This is a genomic window from Halorhabdus salina, from assembly GCF_013839425.1.
Lineage (GTDB): Archaea > Halobacteriota > Halobacteria > Halobacteriales > Haloarculaceae > Halorhabdus > Halorhabdus salina.
Map to the genome: position 1 here is coordinate 1 of NZ_JACDNP010000011.1, position 20,440 is coordinate 20,440.

At 62.4% G+C, this 20,440-nt stretch carries 17 protein-coding genes; 10 read left to right on the forward strand and 7 right to left on the reverse strand.

Translation table 11 applies throughout. From position 1 onward, the window contains the following. Nucleotides 1-370 precede the first annotated feature (370 nt). Nucleotides 371-1,783 carry an MATE family efflux transporter gene (locus tag HZR20_RS12310; protein WP_374057596.1) on the reverse strand — a complete coding sequence of 471 codons (1,413 nt, stop codon included), beginning with the start codon at nt 1,781-1,783 and terminating at the stop codon, nt 371-373. 258 nt (nt 1,784-2,041) lie between these two features. Here HZR20_RS12310 and HZR20_RS12315 point away from each other — a divergent pair, with 258 nt between their 5' ends. Next, entirely contained in the window at nt 2,042-3,829 is a 1,788-nt protein-coding gene (locus HZR20_RS12315; RefSeq protein ID WP_181687044.1) for an alpha/beta hydrolase family protein, read from the forward strand. 181 nt (nt 3,830-4,010) lie between these two features. On the opposite strand, the gene HZR20_RS12320 is transcribed toward HZR20_RS12315, so the two are convergent. Continuing rightward, nucleotides 4,011-4,256 carry a ferredoxin gene (locus HZR20_RS12320; RefSeq protein ID WP_181687045.1) on the reverse strand — a complete coding sequence of 82 codons (246 nt, stop codon included), beginning with the start codon at nt 4,254-4,256 and terminating at the stop codon, nt 4,011-4,013. 90 nt (nt 4,257-4,346) lie between these two features. Here HZR20_RS12320 and HZR20_RS12325 point away from each other — a divergent pair, with 90 nt between their 5' ends. Further along, nucleotides 4,347-6,803, forward strand: a complete 2,457-nt coding sequence (locus HZR20_RS12325) for an ATP-dependent DNA helicase (RefSeq protein WP_181687046.1) — start codon at nt 4,347-4,349, stop codon at nt 6,801-6,803. Further along, a complete protein-coding gene (gene cgi121 / locus HZR20_RS12330) occupies nt 6,803-7,333 on the forward strand; it encodes a KEOPS complex subunit Cgi121 (RefSeq protein WP_181687047.1) in 531 nt (176 codons plus the stop codon). Before HZR20_RS12325 ends, cgi121 begins: the two co-directional genes overlap by 1 nt. A 20-nt stretch (nt 7,334-7,353) precedes the next feature. Here the strand turns inward: cgi121 and HZR20_RS12335 are convergent, their stop codons facing one another. Then, nucleotides 7,354-7,827, reverse strand: coding sequence for a MaoC family dehydratase (locus tag HZR20_RS12335; RefSeq protein ID WP_181687048.1), 474 nt, complete (start codon nt 7,825-7,827; stop codon nt 7,354-7,356). 218 nt (nt 7,828-8,045) lie between these two features. Between HZR20_RS12335 and HZR20_RS12340 the strand changes: the two genes are divergently transcribed. From HZR20_RS12340 to HZR20_RS12360, 5 genes are all read left to right on the forward strand, one after another. Next, nucleotides 8,046-8,336 carry an AbrB/MazE/SpoVT family DNA-binding domain-containing protein gene (locus tag HZR20_RS12340; RefSeq protein WP_154552925.1) on the forward strand — a complete coding sequence of 97 codons (291 nt, stop codon included), beginning with the start codon at nt 8,046-8,048 and terminating at the stop codon, nt 8,334-8,336. A 3-nt stretch (nt 8,337-8,339) separates the two neighbouring features. Beyond that, a complete protein-coding gene (locus HZR20_RS12345) occupies nt 8,340-8,891 on the forward strand; it encodes a hypothetical protein (protein ID WP_181687049.1) in 552 nt (183 codons plus the stop codon). 43 nt (nt 8,892-8,934) lie between these two features. Next, complete coding sequence (locus HZR20_RS12350; RefSeq protein ID WP_181687050.1) at nt 8,935-9,483, forward strand: poly(R)-hydroxyalkanoic acid synthase subunit PhaE; 549 nt, start codon at nt 8,935-8,937, stop codon at nt 9,481-9,483. 5 nt (nt 9,484-9,488) lie between these two features. Beyond that, on the forward strand, nt 9,489-10,856 hold the full coding sequence (phaC, locus tag HZR20_RS12355; RefSeq protein WP_181687051.1) for a class III poly(R)-hydroxyalkanoic acid synthase subunit PhaC: 1,368 nt from the start codon (nt 9,489-9,491) through the stop codon (nt 10,854-10,856). Nucleotides 10,857-11,003: 147 nt separating this feature from the next. Continuing rightward, nucleotides 11,004-16,256 (forward strand): LAGLIDADG family homing endonuclease, encoded by a 5,253-nt coding sequence (locus tag HZR20_RS12360; protein WP_181687052.1) that lies wholly within the window; start codon nt 11,004-11,006, stop codon nt 16,254-16,256. A 19-nt stretch (nt 16,257-16,275) separates the two neighbouring features. On the opposite strand, the gene HZR20_RS12365 is transcribed toward HZR20_RS12360, so the two are convergent. After that, the gene (locus HZR20_RS12365; RefSeq protein WP_181687053.1) at nt 16,276-17,193 is read right to left on the reverse strand and encodes a transcription initiation factor IIB; all 918 of its coding nucleotides are present in this window, start codon (nt 17,191-17,193) and stop codon (nt 16,276-16,278) included. 63 nt (nt 17,194-17,256) lie between these two features. Next, a complete protein-coding gene (locus tag HZR20_RS12370) occupies nt 17,257-17,679 on the reverse strand; it encodes an HIT family protein (RefSeq protein WP_181687054.1) in 423 nt (140 codons plus the stop codon). An 82-nt stretch (nt 17,680-17,761) separates the two neighbouring features. Here HZR20_RS12370 and HZR20_RS12375 point away from each other — a divergent pair, with 82 nt between their 5' ends. After that, nucleotides 17,762-18,769, forward strand: coding sequence for a hypothetical protein (locus tag HZR20_RS12375; RefSeq protein ID WP_181687055.1), 1,008 nt, complete (start codon nt 17,762-17,764; stop codon nt 18,767-18,769). Between the two features lie 31 nt (nt 18,770-18,800). Here the strand turns inward: HZR20_RS12375 and HZR20_RS12380 are convergent, their stop codons facing one another. Then, the gene (locus tag HZR20_RS12380) at nt 18,801-19,028 is read right to left on the reverse strand and encodes a DUF7860 family protein (RefSeq protein ID WP_181687056.1); all 228 of its coding nucleotides are present in this window, start codon (nt 19,026-19,028) and stop codon (nt 18,801-18,803) included. 90 nt (nt 19,029-19,118) lie between these two features. Here HZR20_RS12380 and HZR20_RS12385 point away from each other — a divergent pair, with 90 nt between their 5' ends. Continuing rightward, nucleotides 19,119-19,349, forward strand: a complete 231-nt coding sequence (locus HZR20_RS12385; protein WP_181687057.1) for a hypothetical protein — start codon at nt 19,119-19,121, stop codon at nt 19,347-19,349. Between the two features lie 53 nt (nt 19,350-19,402). Here HZR20_RS12385 and HZR20_RS12390 read toward each other — a convergent pair whose 3' ends face one another. Then, complete coding sequence (locus HZR20_RS12390; RefSeq protein ID WP_181687058.1) at nt 19,403-20,392, reverse strand: aldo/keto reductase; 990 nt, start codon at nt 20,390-20,392, stop codon at nt 19,403-19,405. Nucleotides 20,393-20,440: the final 48 nt, after the last annotated feature.

The window sequence follows — 20,440 nt, forward strand, 5'->3', positions numbered from 1 at the left end:
GATAAATGCTGCAAGTGCGACGATGAAAGTAACCAACAGGAAGATCGAATTGACCCCAAGAAACAAAATAAGAGCACCTATTGATAATAGCCCGATGAAGATGATGGCGTCATACAACAATGTACTTTCAATACTCTCATTTTGGGCGACTGTATTTCCGACCATACTGTTAAAAATGCATTAGAGTTGATAAATGTTTCGCCAAAGGAGATGGGCGCGTTAAGTTAGAGACTCAGCTGTTCACGTTAGGCAGATGAAATCAATCGCCATACTGCGGTCTATTACAAGCGAAGATCGGTGATTTCGCCGCAACTGGGCGTTCGGTGCCATACGCGTGGGATGACAACCCGTCACGCAAAAACGTTCCGAGTCAGTCGTCGAGCGCGGTCTCGGGGCGATATTCCCGGCTGATAGCCTTCCACTTGCCCGTCGAGAAGCGGTAGTAGTTGCCCACCGCGGGGACGAGCGTCTCCCCCAGCAGTGCGACGTAGATGCCCCAGACACCGATCGGCGTCGTCGCACCGAGATAGGCCGCGGGGATCGAGACGCCGAACACGCCAAGCGCCTGATAGACGAAGGGCCAGTTGGTGTCGCCGCTGGCGTCCAAGGCCCCGGCGATCGTGCTGTTGACCCCTTGTGGAACGATCGCGACGCACCCAGCCAGGACCATGCCGACGGCGATCGGGACGGCCCCGGATTCGGTCCCGAACATGACGACGGCCGGTTCGGCGACGACAGCGACGATCGCCGCCGAGACGGTGTAGGTCGCGACTGCCATGTAGACGATCTCGCGGCCGTAAACCTCGGCAGTCCCCTCGTCGTCTTCGCCGAGGTGCTGGCCGACGAGACTGGAAGCAGCGAGTCCAAAGCCCCAGCCAGGGACGTTCATCAGCCCCCAGATTCGCCGGGTAACCGTGTAGGCTGCCAGCACGGTCGTCCCGAACATCCCGACGATGAACAGCATGGGAAAGCGGGCGACCGTCCAGGTCATGTTCCGGCCGACGACGGGCGTCCCGATCGAGACGATGTCCGTGATGTCGCCCCAGTGAAAGTACGTACCACGTGCCCCGATCGAGACGGGGAACTGACCGATGCCGGGGAGCCAGCCGACGATCAAGCCGACGACGAACAGCGTCGTAACCAGAACGTTCGCCAGGACAGTCCCCCAGGCTGCACCGGCCACGCCCATGCCGAGCCCGAAGATGAACACGCCGTTGAGAACGATGTTGAGGACCGCGCCACCGCCCCGGAGTATCATCGGGATCTGGGCGTCGTCGGCCCCGATGAGGACGCGGCTGCCCACGAGATTGAGCCCGGCGAAGGGCACGCCCAGGCCCAGGATCTTGAGGTAGGTCGCCCCGTACTCGACGACCTGGGTGTCGCTGTTGAGCAGACCGATGAGTTCACTGGGGAAAAGCCAGAACGCGGCGCCGACGGGGAGTGTGACTACCACGACGATCACGAAACTCGATCGGACGGCCTGACCTAATTGAGCGAACTCCTCGGCACCGAAACGCTGGGAAACCAACGCGATCGTCCCGGCAGCGAACCCGCCGCCGAAGGCAAACGCGAGCCCCCAGAACGGGCCGGCCAGCCCGATCCCGGAGATCGCCGGCGTCGAAGCAGCCCCTGAGGCGACCCCGACCATCGCGACGTCGGCAGCATTTTTCGACATCCGGGCGATCCCGGTGACCACGCGCGGCCAGGAGAGATCCGTCGCTCGGCGTGCCCGGGCGCGGTCAACCAATCCGAGGCGAGCGAGTCCAAGTCCAATGAGGAGAATGACGCCACGGACCGGGTTCGCGCGGGCACCGGCACGCTTGAGTGACTGGGCGGCCCGACTGACTGCCGAACGGAGACCAGACACGAAGTAATAGGTCGGAGTTTGTCGCCGGAAAAAGGCCTTCCTATCTCGAAGCGATCTGCAGTCGTCGATAGCTGGAATCGGTGGCTCCCCACCAAATGAATGACACTGAACAGCGTTGGAAGCCAAACAGCCACAAAAATAGTTATATAAAAGGTGTGTGAAGTGAGGCTGAGGATGGCGCTCACCGATATCAATGCGCGAACGGCGCTGTTCATTGTTGCACTTGTGCTGGTGCTAGTCGGCAGTGGCACAGCCTACTGGGTAGAAACGGACGGCCAGACAGTGGAAGTTCGGGACGTCCAGTTTGAGGCGACCAACGGGACCATGATGAGTGGGGAGTTGTACGTCCCACCGGATGCCTCGACGGCCGACCCGGCGCCGGGCATCCTTGCGACCCACGGCTACATCAACTATCACGAGACCCAATCGCCGTTTGCGATCGAGTACGCCAGACGCGGGTTCGTCGTGCTGGCGGTCGATCAGACGGGCCACGGCGGGTCCGATCCACCGGCGTTCGGCCACGGGTTCGGCGGCCCGCCGGCCCTGGAATATCTTCGATCGCTGTCGATGGTCGACACCGACAACATCGGCCTCGAAGGCCACTCGATGGGTGGCTGGGCAAGCGTCGTCGCCGCGGCCGTCCACCCTGACGGCTACGAGTCGATGGTGCTTGCAGGCTCATCGACAGGGTCGTTTGGTGCTCCGCCAGGGTCACCCGAGTTCCCGCGGAACCTCGCGGTGATCTACGGTGAGTACGAGGAGTTCCGGTACATGTGGGCAGTCGATAAAGCCCAGAACGTGCCTGACAGCGCGAAGCTCCAGAACGTCTTCGGGACTGACTCGACGATTCAGGAAGGAGAGACGTACGGCTCGATTGAGGACGGGACCGCCCGAAAACTCACCACGCCAGGGACGACCCATCCGGGGCTGCATCTCTCACCGACCGCGACCGCCGACTCGATCGAGTGGTTCCAGCGAACCTTGGACGGCGAGGATTCGCTCCCGCCGGGCAACCAGACCTGGTACTTCAAAGAGTTGGGAACCCTGCTTGCGATGCTCGGCGGCATCCTGTTCATGTTTCCGCTCGGCTCGCTGCTGGTCGAACGGTACGACCGGGAAGCCTCGTTCAGCCGAGAACTACCCGAGTCAATCGGGATCGAGGGGGCAGCACGGATCGGGACGGCGATCGTCGCGTTCTTCCTGCCGATCGTGACCTACTATCACCTCCAAGAATGGGGCTCGAGTACGTTCGAAGCCAGTGCATTGCTCCCCCAGACGATTACCACGGGCGTCGCGGTGTGGGCCACGTTCAACGCGATCGTCATCCTACTCGGCTTCGCAGCGTTCCACTACAGGAACGAAGGAACGTTCGCTGAGCTCCGGGCGTCTTACGGGCTGGGGACCGATAACGGCCTCCGGACAATTGGACGGGCAGCGCTGACAAGTATCGGCATCGTCGGTGGGCTGTACCTCCTGTTGTCGATCACCGAGTACCTGACCGGGCAGGGGATGCGCTTTTGGGTCTTCGGGATTCGTCCGCTGGAAACCTTCCAGTTCTGGATCTTCCTGCGGTACCTGATTCCGTTCACCGTGTTCTTCGTCGCACTCGGCATCCTGTTGCACGGTGAATTGCGCCCACGCGGCGGCTACGCGTCCTTCCGGAAGGAGATGGCGACCAACTGGGCACTGGTTGGCGGGCCATTCGTCCTCTTGCTGGCTGTCCAGTACGGGACGCTGTTGGCGACCGGCTACCTGATGGACAACTTCCTGACGGCCGGCGTCGACCTGCTGACGATCCTTGCCTTCCAGTTCCTCGTCCTGTTGACGGTCGCGCCGCTAGTCTCGACGTACTTCTACCGGAAGACGGGCCGCATCTGGACGGGCGCGTTCACGAACGCCCTGTTCATCACCTGGGTTATCGTCGCTGGGACGGCAACCCACCATCCCATCGCAATCTTCTGAGCTCGGGTCGGGGTTGGTGACCTCGTGCCGTGCTCGTTCTGATTCGGCCCAGCGGTCATACGGATTATTGTAGTGATTTACCAGTATCCGCCGACCCCGGGTCAGCGTCATCCGGAAATAATCGACGAATAATCCGAATCAATCCAGTCACTCGACGAAGTCCAAAGACGCCTCGTCTCAGTTACGGCACCACCTGCTCGCCCTCGTCGTCGATCACCCGAATCGCATCCACCGGGCAGGTTCGAGCAGCGAACTTCGCGTCCAACTCATCGCCTTCGGGCACGTCAAGCGTGACAACGCCGTCCTCGCTCTCGTCACCGCCGACGAGTATTGCCTTGCCGGCATCCTCGTCGCGCTCGAAGGCGTCGGACTCGGCGACGCACTGGAACATCCCGATACAGGCGTCTCGATCGAATTCAATGCGCATGTGGGTGTGGTTGGTCCGGCGGCTCATAAACGCCGCCCACCTGGTGCACGAACGAACCCTTAAACCAGAGGACGACCCTATCCATGTCCAATGGACGTTGCGGACATTCCGGGGGTCCCGTCGTGGTTGAAAGAGCACCTCCGCGAGCAGGGCATCGAGGAACTCTATCCACCCCAGGCAGAAGCCGTCGAGCGCGGCGTCACCGACGGCGAAAACCTGGTGGCCAGCGTGCCGACGGCCAGCGGGAAGACCCTAATCGCCGAACTCGCGATGTTCTCGGCGATTACGGACAGCCAAGACAATGGAGGAGACGACAGTGGCGAGACCGACGGGACAGCGCTGTATATCGTCCCGCTGCGGGCCCTGGCCAGCGAGAAACGCGAAGAGTTCGAGCAGTTCGAAGCCTACGGCCTGGACGTGGGCGTCTCAACAGGCAACTACGAGAGCGACGGCGGGTGGCTCGCCGATAAAGACGTCGTCGTCGCCACCAGCGAGAAGGTAGATTCCCTCGTGCGAAACGACGCACCGTGGATCGACAACCTCGATTGCGTTGTGGCCGACGAGGTACACCTCGTCGACGACGGCGAGCGCGGCCCAACCCTGGAAGTGACCCTCGCAAAACTTCGCAAGCGAAACCCGGCTCTCCAGACCGTGGCGCTGTCGGCGACGATCGGCAACGCGGACGCACTCGCGACGTGGCTGGACGCCGAGCTCGTCGACTCGACCTGGCGACCGATCGATCTCAAAAAGGGCGTCCACTACGGGCAGGCGCTCCATCTCGAAGACGGCAGTCAGAAACGACTTCCAGTCAGGGATAGCGAGAAGCAGACCGCCGCCATCGTTCGAGATACACTCGAAGACGACGGATCGACCCTTGTGTTCGTGAATTCGCGGCGAAACGCCGAGGCGGCCGCCAGACGCCTCGCTTCGACAACCGAGCCCCATCTCGACAGTGAGGAGCGAGACCGACTCGCTGAGATCGCGGCCGAGATCCGGGAGGTCAGCGACACCGAGACTAGCGACGATTTGGCTTCGGCCGTCGAGGGCGGCGCGGCGTTCCACCACGCCGGCCTCTCCCGAGAACACCGCTCACTGGTCGAGGATGCCTTTCAGGAGCGGCTCGTGAAGGTGATCTCGGCGACACCGACGCTGGCGGCGGGCGTCAACACACCCTCACGGCGCGTCGTCGTCAGAGACTGGCGACGCTACGACGGGACCGCCGGCGGAATGCAGCCACTCTCCGTCCTGGAGGTCCACCAGATGATGGGGCGGGCGGGCCGCCCGGGTCTGGATCCGTACGGCGAGGCACTGTTGCTCGCCAGCAGCCACGACGAACTCGACGAACTGTTCGAGCGGTACGTCTGGGCTGATCCCGAACCGGTGCGCTCGAAACTCGCCGCCGAGCCAGCGCTGCGGACCCACATTCTCTCGACGGTCGCCTCCGGGTTTGCCAACTCCCGGGACGAACTACTGGAGTTCCTCGAGGCGACGCTGTATGCGAGCCAAACGACCGAAGGTGGCCGATTGGAGACGGTCGTCGACGAGGTGATCGCCTATCTGGAGGCGAACGAGTTCCTCACGCGCGAGGACGGGGACGGTCACCTGCGTGCCACCTCGATTGGCCAGACTGTCTCGCGGCTCTACCTCGATCCGATGAGCGCGGCGGAGATGCTCGACGGACTCCGCGAATTTGAGCAGACAGCCAGCCAGCCAGCATCTCGATCGCCCCACGACGGGGAGACAGCCGCGGATGGCGAGCCGCCGGGCTTCGAGACCGCCAGCGAACTGGTGTCGGACGAACTCGACGATACCGACGATAGCTCCGGCCCGACAGCGATGGGACTGTACCACCTCGTCTCCCGGACGCCGGACATGTACGAACTGTATCTCCGGTCGGGCGACGAGGAGGAGTATTCCATGGAAGCATACGATCGCGAAGACGAGTTTCTCGGGGCGATGCCCAGCGAGTTCGAGGACAGCCGCTTCGAGGACTGGCTGTCGGCGTTGAAGACGGCCCGGTTGCTCGAAGACTGGGCGGACGAGTGCGAGGAAGGGGTGATCACGGACCGGTATGGCGTTGGCCCGGGCGACATCCGCGGAAAGGTCGAGACGGCGAGTTGGCTGCTCAACGCGGCAGAACGACTGGCAGGCGAGCAAGGTTTGGACGTAACGCCCGCGATTCGCGAGGCGCGCGTGCGCGTCGAACACGGGGTGCGCTCGGAACTGGTCGATCTGGCGGGCGTGCGCGGTGTTGGTCGCAAGCGCGCCCGCCGACTGTTCGCGGCTGGGATCGAGTCCCGTGAAGACCTGCGGGAGGCCAAGAAGGGGGTCGTCCTCGGTGCGTTGCGCGGCCGGGAGAAGACGGCCCAGAACATCCTGGAAAATGCCGGGCACCGCGATCCATCCATGGACGGCGTCGCACCGGTCGAGCCGGATGAAGCGCCACCGGCGACTGGGGGCGGCCAGACGACCGCGAACGGGGCCGGCGAGGGCACTGGCGAGGAGGACGGATCGCCGGCCGACCAGTCCAGCCTGGGTGATTTCTGATGGAGGTCGTTGGGGGCCATCTCGAAATCGACGATCTCGACGCCGTTCTGGAGCGATTCGAAGCGATCGGGGCCGAACACGACGTGGCGGTCCAGGCCGTCGATGCGCGGTACGTCGCCGGCCTCAAACACCTCCAGCGGGCCTGCGAACTGGCTGATCGCGCACACGCACGCGAGGAGCTGATCGCCCGCGATCCCGCAGTGGAGATCCTGCTGTACGCGGCCGGTCGCCGACAGATCCAGGACGCCCTGACGATGGGTGTCTCCCGAGGCCAACAGCCGGCAGTCGTCGTCTGTCACGCAGTCGGTGCCCGCGAGGAGGGGGACGACACCGCTGCCGACCGCGAGCGAGCGGCCTGTGAGGTGGTCGAGACGATGGCGTGTTTCGAACCGGCCGAGACACTCGGAATAGCTAATCCAGCGTTGATCGCCGACTTTTTCGACATTTCGGACGCCGAGCGGGCCGCAACCGATGCAACGCTGGCTGATCTGGTTCTCGAACGCGTCGCGATGCTGGTCGTCGAAAAGTAAGGGGTAGCCTCGCGTGGACGTCAGGGAGCCTCGTCGATCAGCACGATCGCCTCCCCGTCGATGACGACCTCGTCGTCGACCAGCACCTGCGTCGAGAGCTGGTAGCGCCCGCCATCGAGAGTGTCAGCTACTTCGACCTCGGCCGTTGCCCGGTCGCCGATCCGGACGGGGCCCTTGAACTCGAAGTCCTGGGAGAGGTAGACGACAGTGCCGGGAAACCGAGCCAGGGCGGCGCTAATGAGCCCGCCGACGAGCATCCCGTGAGCGATACGGCCGCCGAATCGCGTCTCGGCGGCGTAGTCGTCCTCGAGGTGGAGTGGATTGGTATCGCCGCTGGCTTCGGCGAATCTCACCACGTCGTCGTCAGTGATGTCCTTGCTGAACGTGACGCTATCTCCGACCGCCACGGCCTCGCTGTCCTCGACGGTTCGGTCCCACTCCCACCCAGGGAGATCGCTACCGCCCTCGACTGTCGGCTTCGGATTATCGCTCATTGCAGGCGATCGTTCGACGGCCGGTTACTAAACTGTAGGGTGACACCACTATCTGGGCCTGCCTGTTTCGGAGCAAGCCAAAAACACCCGACTGCGGAGTATAGTACCCACGTAGGAACTAATAGGAGGTGAATTTAGGACCTCAATGGCATCTGATGGGGTTCAATGGTACTCAGAGGAAAGCTTATGTACTTGTAGATTGTATGTACAGTTGACCGATGACAGACGAGGACGACGGCTTCCAATGGCCGCCCGCAATGTTCACGGAAGCGAGCGAGCAGGCGCTCGAACAACAGCAGGAGTTCCTTCGCCAGATGATGGGAGGAGGGGCGTCCGGGCTAGATATGAACCAGCTCGGGACGATGAGCCAGCTGGCGAATTTCAAGACCCGTGTGCAGAGCGGCGGTCGGATTAGCATCCCCGATGCCGAGCGCGAGGCGCTGGACATCGAAGAGGGGGATATCGTCCAGGCCGTCGTCCTGCCGGTCAAACGCAACCGGAGTGAGTAAATTATGGCAGACTACACCGCACCAATCACGACCGCATTCGAACTACAGCGCGCATCGATCGAACAGGGACAGTCCGCCCTCGAACAGGGCGTGCAGTTCCAGCAGCACATGAGCCAGGCAATGCTTGGCAGCTTCGAGAGCCAGGAGTCCGTCCAGCGTCGCAGCGTCGAGCTGAGCCAGACGGCCATCCACACGTATCTCGACACCCTCGAATCCAGCGTTCCCGGCGTCGAGCCGGCCGTCGAGGAACTCCGCAGCACCGTCGACGAGCAGTTCGAATTCCTGCTCGAGAACCACGCCGAGACCTTCGATGCCGTCGAAGAAGAGCTTAGCGAGGGCGTTGAGGCCTACGACGAGCTGTCGGCTGACTCCCTCGATGCCTTAGACGAGCAGCTCACGATGTTGATCGAGGCCCACGAGGACGTCGAAGCCCAGTCGGTCGACGTCGTCGAAGACATGGCTGACCAGGTCGAAGACCTCCAACAGCAGGTCGAAGAAGTCCAAGAGCAGGTCCAGGACGTGCAGGAACAGGCCGCCCAAGCGGTCGAGGCCTGAACCGTCCCGTAGTTTTTTCTCGCATGCACGCACGATTCTACCCATGAGCGACAAGAACACAGACGTACAAGAAGAGTGGAGTGGGATGGTCGAACAAATGAACGATGCGGTCGCCGAGTCCATGGAGCAGAACATGCAGGCCCAGGCGGCGTTCGTCGAGTCCTGGACGGAAGCGCTGTCAGATTCAGTACCCGAAGACGAGAATCTTGCCGAGGGTGTCGAGGGGTACAACCAGGCCTACGAAGTCTGGATGGATGCCGCCGAGCGGATGTTCGAGCGCTCGGGGGATGCGGCCCAGGGCGAGGATGTCGATCCCACGGAGTTTCGCGATATCTGGCTCCAATCGGCCAACGAGGCCTTCAAGGAGATTATGGGCACCAGCGCCTTCGCAGCGGCGAACGGGCAGCTGATCGAGTCCATGATGGAGATGCGAGAACAGGCCGACGAGGTCAGCCAGGAGACGATCGCCGAAATGGGCTTCCCGACGCGAGGGGACGTCGAAGAAGTGGGTGAGCGCCTGCTCGAACTCGAACGGCGCCAACAGGACGTCGAGGAGAAACTCGACCGCGTCCTCGAGGCCATAGAGGAGTGATCAGCATGGCCGACCCAATGAGTGCCGCGCTGGACATCCAGCGTCGAGCCCTCGAAGAGATGACCGATGCCACCGAGACAGCCGCTGTGCTCGATGAGCGCCTCGAAACGATGGGTGACGTCGAGGTCGGACAGACGCCAGCCGACGTCGTTTACGAGGAGAACAAGCTCGAACTCCTCCACTACGACGCCGAGGCGGCGGGTATCGACGTGCCCGAAGACGAACAGGAGAAAGTGCCGATTCTCCTGGTGTTTGCGCTGATCAACAAGCCGTACATCCTCGATCTGCAACCCGACCGGTCAGTGGTGCGTCGCCTGCTGGAGGCGGGTCACGACGTCTACATGATCGACTGGAACGAGCCCTCGCGGCTCGACCAGCACCTTACGCTCGACGATTACGTCAATCGGTACATCGAGAATAGCGTTGACGTGGTCCGCGAGCGCTCGGGCCAGGACGCGATCAACCTGCTGGGGTACTGTATGGGCGGGACGATGAGTACGATGTACGCCGCGCTCAATCCCGAGAAAGTCAACGCACTAGGCCTCCTGGCGGCCGGGCTGTACTTCGAGGAGAGCGGCGGCGTCCTGGAGATGTGGGGCGAGGAAGAGTACTACGATCCGGCGGCCGTGACCGACGCCGTCGGGAACGTCCCCGCGGACTTCCTCGACGTCGGGTTCGCACTGATGGATCCGATCGACAACTACGTCACCAAGTACGTTCGCTTCGCCGAGAACGTCGACAACGAGGAGTTCGTGAAGAACTTCGCCCGCATGGAGCAGTGGCTCGACGAGGGCATCGACGTCGCCGGCACGACGTACACACAGTTCCTCGAGAAGATCTATCAGGGCAACGAGCTCTACGAAAACGAATTGACCCTCGACGACGAGCACGTCGACATCGAGAACATCGACATGCCCGTCATCCAGATCCTCGGGGAGTACGACCACCTCGTCCCCCCGGCGGCGAGCAAGCCATTCAACGATGTTATCCCGAGCGAGGACACGCACATCATCGAGTACTCGACCGGCCATATCGGCCTCTCAGTGTCCTCGAGTACCCACGAGGACGTCTGGCCCGAGGTCGCCGAGTGGTTCAGCGAGCGGTCACAGGTCGAGGCAGACGAGGCCGAGGAATCGGTTGCAGGAGACACAGCCGAGGAATCGGCCGAGGCAGACGAACGTGACACTGAGACGGCCGAGGCATCACCGGGCGTCGAGACGGTCGACGGCATCGGCCCGACATACGCCGAACGACTGCAGGCGGCCGGTATCGAGACGGTCGAGGATTTGGCCGAATCGGATCCCGAAACGGTCGCCGAAGCCGCCGAGGCTCCGGTCGGGCGCGTCAAGGACTGGTTCGAAACGATCGAATAGCGCCCGTCTCGCCGGATTCGGGTGGCTGGTCTCGGCGCATTTGGGCGCCACCGGTCGCTTCATCAATCGTGGCAGCATCCGTTCGGTTTACTTTCACTTTGGTTTGGGAACCTTCTTGAGGGAGTGCGCACAACAGATGCTACCATAATGGCTCGCGCGGAGAACACGGAGTTTATCGATCTCTTCGAAGAGTTCTACCGGGATTACTACCGTAACGAGATCGGCGAACTCGCCCAGAAGTACCCCAACGAGCAAAAGTCCCTGTTCGTCGACTACCAGGACCTCTACCGGTTCGATCCCGACCTGGCCGAGGACTACCGAAACAAACCCGACCAGCTTCAGGAGTACGCCGAGGAGGCCCTCCGTCTCTTTGACCTGCCGATCGACGTGAAACTCGGCCAGGCCCACGTCCGAATGACCAACCTCCCGGAATCGATGGACATCCGGGACATTCGAGCCGACCACCGTGGCCAGCTCGTCAGCATCCAGGGCATTATCCGGAAAGCGACGGAAGTCCGGCCGAAGATCACCGACGCCGCCTTCGAGTGCCAGCGCTGTGGGACCCTCACCCGCATCCCCCAGTCCACGGGCGATTTTCAGGAACCCCACGAGTGCCAGGGCTGTGAACGCCAGGGTCCCTTCCGGATCAACTTCGATCAATCGGAGTTCATCGACGCCCAGAAGCTCCGCGTCCAGGAGTCACCCGAAGGACTTCGCGGCGGGGAGACGCCCCAGAACATCGACGTCAATATCGAGGACGACATCACCGGCCACGTCACCGCAGGCGATCACGTCCGCGTGACGGGCGTCCTGAAACTCGATCAGCGGGGCAACGATCGGGAGAAGTCCCCGATGTTCGATGTCTACATGGACGGCGTCGACGTCGAGATCGAGGACGAAGAGTTCGAGGAGATGGACATCGACGAGGCCGACAAAAAGGAAATCGTCGCCCTCTCGGAAGAACGGGACATCTACGAGCAGATGACCGCCTCCATCGCCCCCTCGATCTACGGCTACGACCAGGAGAAACTCGCGATCGCCCTCCAACTATTCTCTGGCGTGACAAAACATCTTCCTGACGAATCTCGGATTCGTGGCGATCTGCACGTACTTCTAATCGGGGACCCTGGTACGGGAAAATGTGTAAAATATGATACAAATATTCGGCTTGCCGACGGAACGACGAGAGCGATCGGTGGCCTCGTAGAGGCGAACCTCGACGATCCGAAACCTGTCGACGACGGCGTCTGGGATCACGCGTCGATTCAGTTACCGACGCTCACGCCTGACGGTACGATACGGACCGCGGAAGCGACGAAGGTCTGGAAACGGGAGGCTCCCGAACACCTCTGCCGAATCCGGACAGAGAGCGGGCGGGAGCTCGACGTGACGCCTTCCCATCCCCTGTTCGTCCAGCAGGACGGGGGACCGACGGCGATGGAAGCGGAACAACTGGAGGAGGGACAGTTCGTCGCCACGCCGCGGTCAGTTCCGACGGCCGAGGACGATCGAATCGAGGCAGAGTATCGCAAGTCTCAATCGCCTAATGCAGTACGATTTTCCGCACCCGGGAGCTGGACGCCCTCACTGGCTCGACTCGTCGGGTACGTCGTCGCGGAAGGGCACGTCGTCCACCGGGAGGACAACACGGCGGATCTCCGGATCACGAACGAGGACGAGCCAGTCCTGGCGGACGCTCGATCGGTTTTCGAGACGCTCGAGTTGCCCTACTCTGAGGACGTACGAGCGGAATCCGGCATCGCTCGGCTCCGTTGTCACTCCAGCGAGTTCGTCAGCTTTCTCGAATCTATCGAGCCGGCGATCCTCGAAAACTCGGCACAGCAACGCGTCCCCGAAGGGATCAAGCGGGCGAGCGATTCCATTCGTCGGGCGTTCCTCCGGGCGTACGTCGAAGGGGAAGGCCACGTGGCCGCGTCAGAGCGTGAACTCACGGTCGCCTCAATGAGTAAAGCGTTGCTCGAAGACGTTCGCGGCCTGCTCACTTCCCTCGGCATCGACGCGAGTATTCACGAACGCGTCAACGGGAGCTATCGTCTCCGTATCAGTGGAGCTGACTTCGGTCGCTACATTTCGGAGGTGGGCTTCGTCACCGACCGAAAGCAACTCGCGGCGGAGTCCTACGATGGGACGGTCGGCAACACAAACCGAGATGTCGTTCCTGTTTCCGGAGAGACACTCCGAGAGGTTCGCGAAGCACTCGCGCTCACGCAATCGGACTGCAACGTTCCCAGAACTACCTACCAGCACTACGAGCGCGGCGACCGAAATCCCAGCCGGGAATCGCTGCGGGCTGTCGTCGACGCGTTCGAGGAGCGACTGGCGTGGCTGAAAGACCGACAAGACGGGCTGGCTGGCGACAACTGGAAGACGATCGTTGAACTGCGGGACGAACTCGGGATCTCCCAGCAATCTCTCGCCGACAGCATGGACGTCACCCAGACAGCGGTTAGCTACTACGAGCGCAACGAGGTCGCTCCTGACGGCGGTGAAACGGTCGCCGCCAGCGGCGTCGTCCGTGACCGACTCGAAACAGCCCTCGCCGTTGAATCCACCGTCGACCGCTTGGGCGACCTCGCCACGAACGACGTTCGCTGGGATCGAATCGAATCGATCGACGCAGTCGAGCCCGACGGCGAGTGGGTCTACGACCTGGAAGTCGCAGGCACGCACAGCTACGTCTCCAACGGTGTCGTCTCGCACAACTCCCAGATTCTGCAGTACATTCGCCACATCGCCCCACGGTCAGTTTTCACATCGGGGAAGGGATCCAGTTCGGCCGGGCTGTGCGTCACCGGAGACACGCGGATCCAGACTGAAAACGGATTCAGACGGATTCGAGAGGTGGTCGACAAGGAAATCCCCGATCCAGTCGACGCCGAGACGGCCGCCGAGCGGTCGATCGACGTCCAGACGTTCGATCAGGACGACGGCGAGATGGAGTCCAGGGAGTCGAGTCACGTCTGGCGGATGCCCGAGAAGCCGACGCGGCGGATCGAGACCGAGTACGGCAAAGAGATCGAAGCGTCGGTCAACACGCCGGTGTTGACCTGCGGGGCGGATGGGATCGAATGGACCGAGGTATCGGACGTCGAGGCCGGTGATTTCGTGGCCGCGCCGCGCTTCGAGAATCCCGACCGTGCCGGGGTCGACATCCGGGAGTTCCTGACGCTGACAACGGAGAAACTGCTGCTCACCGAGGACTCCATTGAGTTCTTCCGGACGGCACTCCGCGAGGAGTTCGGCACGTTGCGAGACGCAGCTGCTGAACTGGATCTCTCGGAGGACTTCATCTACTTGCACTTGAAGAACCGACACGTCCCGCTCGCGAAGCTCGACCGGATGCTCGATGCCATCGACGCGACGCGGCCGGACGTCGAGTTCGATCGCCTGATGGTGCGTCACGGCGACTCCATCACGATCCCGGAGACCTTCGACGCGGACCTGATGTATCTGCTCGGGTTGGTCTTTGGCGACGGTGACATCTCGCTGGACCGCCGCGGCGAGAATCGCGGGATGGTCCGCATCTCCAACGGGGACGAACGACTGCTCGAACGGGCCGCCGACATTTTCGAATCGAAGTTCGACAAGCGCCCGGAGATCGAACGCCAGGACGACCGCGTGCCATCGATTCGGGTCAGCAACGTCACGATCGCCCGGTTGTTCGCGAACGCGGGGATGGAGACGCCGAAAGAAGACCTCTCGCTCGATCCGCGACTCACGACGGCCGAACACGCCGACGCCTTCCTGCGCGGGCTGATGGATGCTGACGGCTCAGTCTCGGTACGGGGTGAGAAAGGCGGATCAAGCGTCCTGCTGTCGACGATCAGCGAGTCCCTGGCCGAGCAGGTCCAACTCATGCTTGAGTCCTACGGCGTGAAGGCTCGACTCAGGGAACGCGATCGGCGTGGAACGTCCGAGTTGGCCAGCGGCCACGAGATTGAATCCAAGCACGTCCAGTACTTCTTGGAGATGTACGGTGCGGAGATCGACAGCTACGCCGAAGCGATCGGCTTCGAGAGCGCCGAGAAGGCGGCTGCACTCGAATCGATCGTCCGCGAGGAACGACGCCAGCCCGAGAAGCTCCCGGTCGGGTCGGCGCTGGCCGCTGTCGATGGCGTCGCTGGGGCGCACTACGAGAACGTCAAACGCGGCGATAACCCGGGTCGCGCTCGCGCCAGGTCGATGCTCGCGGACATCGACCTCGGGCCGGTCGAACCGCTCGTCGAGGAAGCCGTCGAGGCCGACCTCCGGTGGGAGGAAGTCGTCGCTGCCGTCGACACCGGCGAGAAGGAAGTCTTCGACCTGACCGTTCCGGAGACGCACAACTTCGTCGGCAACGGACTGGTCACGCACAACACGGCGGCTGCTGTTCGCGACGACTTCGGCGACGGTCAACAGTGGACGCTGGAGGCAGGAGCGCTGGTGTTGGCCGACCGTGGCATTGCGGCTGTCGACGAACTCGACAAGATGCGGTCGGAAGATAGGTCGGCCATGCACGAAGCCCTCGAGCAGCAGTCCATCAGCATCTCAAAGGCTGGCATCAACGCTACCCTCAAGTCCAGATGTTCTCTCCTTGGCGCGGCAAACCCCAAGTACGGCCGCTTCGACCAGTACGAACCCATTGGCGAGCAGATCGACCTCGAACCCGCGCTGATCTCGCGCTTTGATCTCATTTTCACGGTCACTGACGAACCTGACGAGGAGAAAGACGCCGAACTGGCCGAACACATCCTCCGGACGAACTACGCGGGCGAACTCAACACCCATCGCGAGCAGAACAGCACGCCGGATTACAGCGCCGAGGAGGTCGATAACGTCACTGACACGGTCGCCCCGGAGATCGACCCCGAACTCCTCCGGAAGTACGTCGCTTACGCCAAGCGCAGTTGCTTCCCGACGATGACAGAGGAGGCCAAGGCCGCGATCCGGGACTTCTACGTCGAATTGCGGACGAAGGGTTCGGGCGAGGACGCGCCGGTCCCCGTCACGGCCCGGAAACTGGAAGCACTGGTGCGCCTCGCGGAGGCCAGCGCACGCGTGCGTCTCTCCGATACTGTCGAAGAGGCGGACGCCGAGCGCGTCATCGGGATCGTCCGGTCCTCCCTGGAGGACATCGGGATCGACCCTGAGACGGGCGAACTCGACGCCGACGTGGTCGAAACGGGCACCTCCAAGTCCCAGCGCGATCGGATCAAGAACATTCGGGGGATCATCTCGGATATCGAGGAGGAGTACGACGAGGGCGCACCCGTCGACGTCGTGATCGAACGGGCAGAAGAGGTCGGCATGGAGGCCAGCAAGGCCGAACACGAAATCGAGAAACTCAAACAGCAGGGCGAGGTCTACGAACCACGGAACGATCACTTGCGGACAACGTGATCGGAGTGGTCCGTGGTGATCAATCGCCGTCAGCTTTTGCGGTAGTGGCTCCGCCCTCACCCATCGCCGCATCGCAAATATCCTGGTACGTCGACCGAAGTGTGGCTGGCGCGACGCCCGCGACGTCGGCAGCCTGTTGCTGGGTCACGTCGGCCCCGTGTTCGCGGGCGGCGGTGTACAGACAGGCGGCGGCGACGCCGCTGGGAGCGCGGCCACCAGCAAGGGTTCGATCCACGACGATCGCCGCGAACTCGGTCGCTCGGCGCTCGATCGCCGGATCGAGATCCAACTGGTCGGCAAAGCGGGGCAGATATTCACGCGGGTCGATCGGTCCCGTATCGAGCCCGAGTTCCTGATTGAGTGCGGCGTAGGCGACCGTCAACTCGTCGCTGCTCGCCTGGGCGACGGCCGTCACCTCCTCGACCATGCGTGAGACGTCCGCCGTCCGACAGACGGCATAGACAGTTGCGGCCGCCATGCCTTCGATCGTCCGACCGTGTAACAGCCCGGCATCCTGTCCAGCCTCAAAGAGAACACACGCGTCGTCCCGGAAGCTGTCTGTGAGGGATAATTGATCGACGAGCCGCCGGATCTCCATCATGCCGTACATGCGGTTCCGGTCGGCCTTCGAGGCCGTCCGGGAACGGCGATGCTGGCGGCGAAGTCGGGCCATTCGGCGTCGCCGTCGCGGCGGAGCACCGCGATCGCGACCGATCCGGGTCGAGAATCCGCGATCGTGTCTGGCACGCGAGAGCGGGGGGCCGGTCCGGCGGCGCTGCTCGCCGTCGGCGTCCTCGAAGGTTCGCCATTCAGGACCAGGGTCGATGCGTGATTCGTCGACGACCAAGCCACAGTCGGTACAGATCGTTTCGCGGTCGCGACGCGACAGTTCGCTGTCGCATTCCGGGCATTGCCCGGTCGAGCGTGGAGGGTGCACGGTGGCTGAGAAGAGTAAATTGAACGTAATTAATCCATTGATACTACATTCTGGAGTGAACGTTCAGAGATGGTCGACAATTGCATCGGCGAGAGTCGTGTGCTCGTCCTTCGAGACGGTCGGTCGGCCGCGAAACAACGCGTGAATCGGGCCAGCAGCGTCGTCTTCGAAGCGCGGGACGATGTGGGCGTGAACGTGTGGGACCTCCTGGCCGGCGGCCTCGCCATTGTTGACGGCGACGGTTGTTGCCGGTGCATCCACGGCGGCTTCGACGGCCGGGACGACGTCGTGGACGGCGTCGTAGAAGCCCGACGCCGTTTCGGCAGGAACGTCGTCGAGTTGTTCGTAGTGGGCCTTGGGGACGACAAGCGTATGCCCTTTGGCAAGCGGATTCGCATCCAGGAACGCCAGAGCATCGGGCGTCTCGTGGACGGTGTGGCTGGGTACGTCCTCAGCGACGATCGCACAGAACACGCAGTCTGTCATGGTAGAAGGGTGGCGTCCCCAGCCCAAAAACCGCCGGGTCCCGCCTAGCTTTTTGAGTACGCTATACGAAGGTGATATCAGCATGTCATTCCAGTTCGATCCCGAGGTCCAGGCGACGTGGTTCCACAGCCCCCTAGAGGACTTCGAGGAGGTATCCGTCGAGACAGAGGTCCGCCGGGACCCACTCACCGGCCGACAGAGTCGTATCGTCTCGGAGAACTTCGTCCGGCCGGACGGTCAACCGGACATCGACGCGGTCGTCAACGACGACGAGGGCTGTTTCTTCTGTCCCGAAATGGTGACCGACGCGACCCCGACCTATCCCGACTGGGTGGGCTTCGACCGTGGATCATGGGGTGAAGCGACCTCGTTCCCGAATCTCAACCCGTACGGCGATCACTCCAACGTCGTCGTCCTCACTGACGATCATTACGTCCCGATCGAGGAGTTCACCGTCCAGCAGTTCACCGACGGGCTAGCAGCTGCTTTGGAGTTCGTCGACGTCGCCTTCGAGTCCGACGCCGCCGACGAGTACGCCTCGATCAACATGAATTTCCTGCGACCGGCGGGTAGCAGTATTATCCACCCCCACATGCAGACCTTAGTCGACGAGTGTGGGACCAATCGTCAGGCCGAACGGGCCGAAGCCGCCCGTGCCTACCGGGATGAACACGACGAGAACTACTGGGAGACCCTTCTCGCGGAGACCGCAGATAGCGATCGTCATATCGGTTCGACGGGAGACGTCGAGTGGCTGGCACCCTACGCACCGAAACACCACCGCCACGTCCGCGGGGTCGCCCCTGACGTGACCGTCCCAGATCCGGACGATCCCGTCGTCGAAGACTTCGCAGAGGGGATCGTCTCGATACTGGAATACTTCGGGTCGGCAGGACACAATAGCTTCAACCTCGCGGTGACACTACAGGACGACGATCCGGCGAACCCGCCCGTCGTCGATCTGGTTGCCCGGTCGGTGTTCGATCAGTACTACTGGTCAGACTCGCCGTTCTTCGTCACACTCCACGACGAGAGTGTCGTGGACGTACCGCCGGAAGAGTACGCAAGAGAGGCCGTTGAGTTTCTCTAAGTGATTGCCCGCGGCCGGCGTCGGTCTGCCGTCACTCGAGTAGCGGCATCGCGATGCCGAAGATCAACGGGGCGAACAAACCGATCAAAATACCGGCGATCTCCATGTCGAGCAACAGTCCCGCTTCCCAGTCGGGGAGCGAGCCGACGACGGCCGGACCGACAACGTGACCGAGACCGCCGATCAGGAACATCGCTGCCCCGAGGATGAAACCGCGTCGTGCCAGCGAGGGATAATTCAGATTCTGTGTCGTTGACATCGTTTCGGATTTTATAACCTTGGTAAAAAGACTTTCGTCACGACGGCGGCGAACAGAAAAGGTCATAGGACCTGCTACGAGAGAATACGTATGCTCGACATTGTCCTCGAACAGCTTACGACAGTTCTCTACGCAGCCATCGCTGGTCTCCTGAGCGTCGGCGGCTTTCTGGTCGAATCCGCAGGCATCGACACGCTCATGGCCGGCCAGAGTATGCTGGGTGCCTGGGAAGCAGTCGTCGGGATCCTGTTACTCGTCGCCGGCGTGAAACTGGTTCGCGAGAAGGTACTGGTCGAGTTTGTCGACGCTTCCGAGGCCTGAATCAAGGGTTGTTACCGCACAGCTGGACAGTCAATTTCACGGAGTCCAATAGTTCACCAGCGATGGTGTACGGTGTCGTAGAGATATTTCTCGTAGATGTCCCTGACTGCGCCGTGGGTTTCGTGTGAGAGCGGATCGAAATCCGCGGAAGCGGCGTTCTGCTCGACGTGTGCCGGCGTCGTCGAGCCGGGGATGACCGTCGAGACGGCGTCGAAGTCCAGAATCCACCGGAGCGTGAACTGGGCCATCGTCATGTCGTCGGGAACGTATGGGCGCAGCTCGTCGACAGCGTCCAGTCCTGCCTCGAAGGGAACACCGGCGAAGGTCTCACCACCGGCGCGACCGACCCCGGCGTCGACGCCCTCCTCGGCGGCAGTCCTGCGGTGGTCGTCCTCGCCGAAGTCCTCGACGCCCTCGAAGGCGTCTGCGAGCAGCCCCGATGCCAGCGGGACACGCACGATGATCCCGACGTCGTGGGCGGCCGCCCGCTCGAAGAACCGCTCGGCGGGGCGATGGCGGAACGGGTTGAAGATGAGCTGGACCGTCTCGACGACGGGATACTCGATGGCCTTGGCCGCTTCTTCGACCTTCTCGACGCTGACACCGGCGTGGGCGATCTCGCCTTCCTCGCGCAGTTGCTCCAGCGTTTCGAACGTGGTTGGGTCATAGAAGGCCTGCGTCTCCGGGCAGTGCAACTGGACGAGGTCAAGGGTCTCGACACCGAGGCGCTCTTTCGAGCCCGCGATCGAGTCCCGGAGCCCGTCCGCCGAGTGGCCACCGTCCTCGTCGGGGGCGGCCTTCGTCGGGACGAAGACGTCATCGCGACCCACCTCGGAAAGCACCTCGCCGATGAGTCGTTCGGCCCGACCGTTACCGTACACTTCCGCCGTGTCGAGCAGATTGACACCTGCATCGAGGGCTGTGCGGATCGCGTCGCTGGCCTGTTCGTCACTAACTGATTCCCAGGAGGGGCCGACGTTCCACGTGCCGAGACCGATCGCCGAGACGTCGCGTTGGGTCGAACCGAGTGGACGGTACTCCATACGTGGACGATCGGGTGCCGCCGCGAAAAAGCCGAGGGTCGTTTCGGG

What these genes read in the sequence shown, in the direction of transcription:
- HZR20_RS12315 (WP_181687044.1), top strand. Translation starts at nt 2,042, where the DNA reads ATGGCGCTCACCGATATCAATGCGCGAACGGCGCTGTTCATTGTTGCA.
- HZR20_RS12320 (WP_181687045.1), bottom strand. Translation starts at nt 4,256, where the DNA reads ATGCGCATTGAATTCGATCGAGACGCCTGTATCGGGATGTTCCAGTGC.
- HZR20_RS12325 (WP_181687046.1), top strand. Translation starts at nt 4,347, where the DNA reads ATGGACGTTGCGGACATTCCGGGGGTCCCGTCGTGGTTGAAAGAGCAC.
- cgi121 (WP_181687047.1), top strand. Translation starts at nt 6,803, where the DNA reads ATGGAGGTCGTTGGGGGCCATCTCGAAATCGACGATCTCGACGCCGTT.
- HZR20_RS12335 (WP_181687048.1), bottom strand. Translation starts at nt 7,827, where the DNA reads ATGAGCGATAATCCGAAGCCGACAGTCGAGGGCGGTAGCGATCTCCCT.
- HZR20_RS12340 (WP_154552925.1), top strand. Translation starts at nt 8,046, where the DNA reads ATGACAGACGAGGACGACGGCTTCCAATGGCCGCCCGCAATGTTCACG.
- HZR20_RS12345 (WP_181687049.1), top strand. Translation starts at nt 8,340, where the DNA reads ATGGCAGACTACACCGCACCAATCACGACCGCATTCGAACTACAGCGC.
- HZR20_RS12350 (WP_181687050.1), top strand. Translation starts at nt 8,935, where the DNA reads ATGAGCGACAAGAACACAGACGTACAAGAAGAGTGGAGTGGGATGGTC.
- phaC (WP_181687051.1), top strand. Translation starts at nt 9,489, where the DNA reads ATGGCCGACCCAATGAGTGCCGCGCTGGACATCCAGCGTCGAGCCCTC.
- HZR20_RS12360 (WP_181687052.1), top strand. Translation starts at nt 11,004, where the DNA reads ATGGCTCGCGCGGAGAACACGGAGTTTATCGATCTCTTCGAAGAGTTC.
- HZR20_RS12370 (WP_181687054.1), bottom strand. Translation starts at nt 17,679, where the DNA reads ATGACAGACTGCGTGTTCTGTGCGATCGTCGCTGAGGACGTACCCAGC.
- HZR20_RS12375 (WP_181687055.1), top strand. Translation starts at nt 17,762, where the DNA reads ATGTCATTCCAGTTCGATCCCGAGGTCCAGGCGACGTGGTTCCACAGC.
- HZR20_RS12380 (WP_181687056.1), bottom strand. Translation starts at nt 19,028, where the DNA reads ATGTCAACGACACAGAATCTGAATTATCCCTCGCTGGCACGACGCGGT.
- HZR20_RS12385 (WP_181687057.1), top strand. Translation starts at nt 19,119, where the DNA reads ATGCTCGACATTGTCCTCGAACAGCTTACGACAGTTCTCTACGCAGCC.
- HZR20_RS12390 (WP_181687058.1), bottom strand. Translation starts at nt 20,392, where the DNA reads ATGGAGTACCGTCCACTCGGTTCGACCCAACGCGACGTCTCGGCGATC.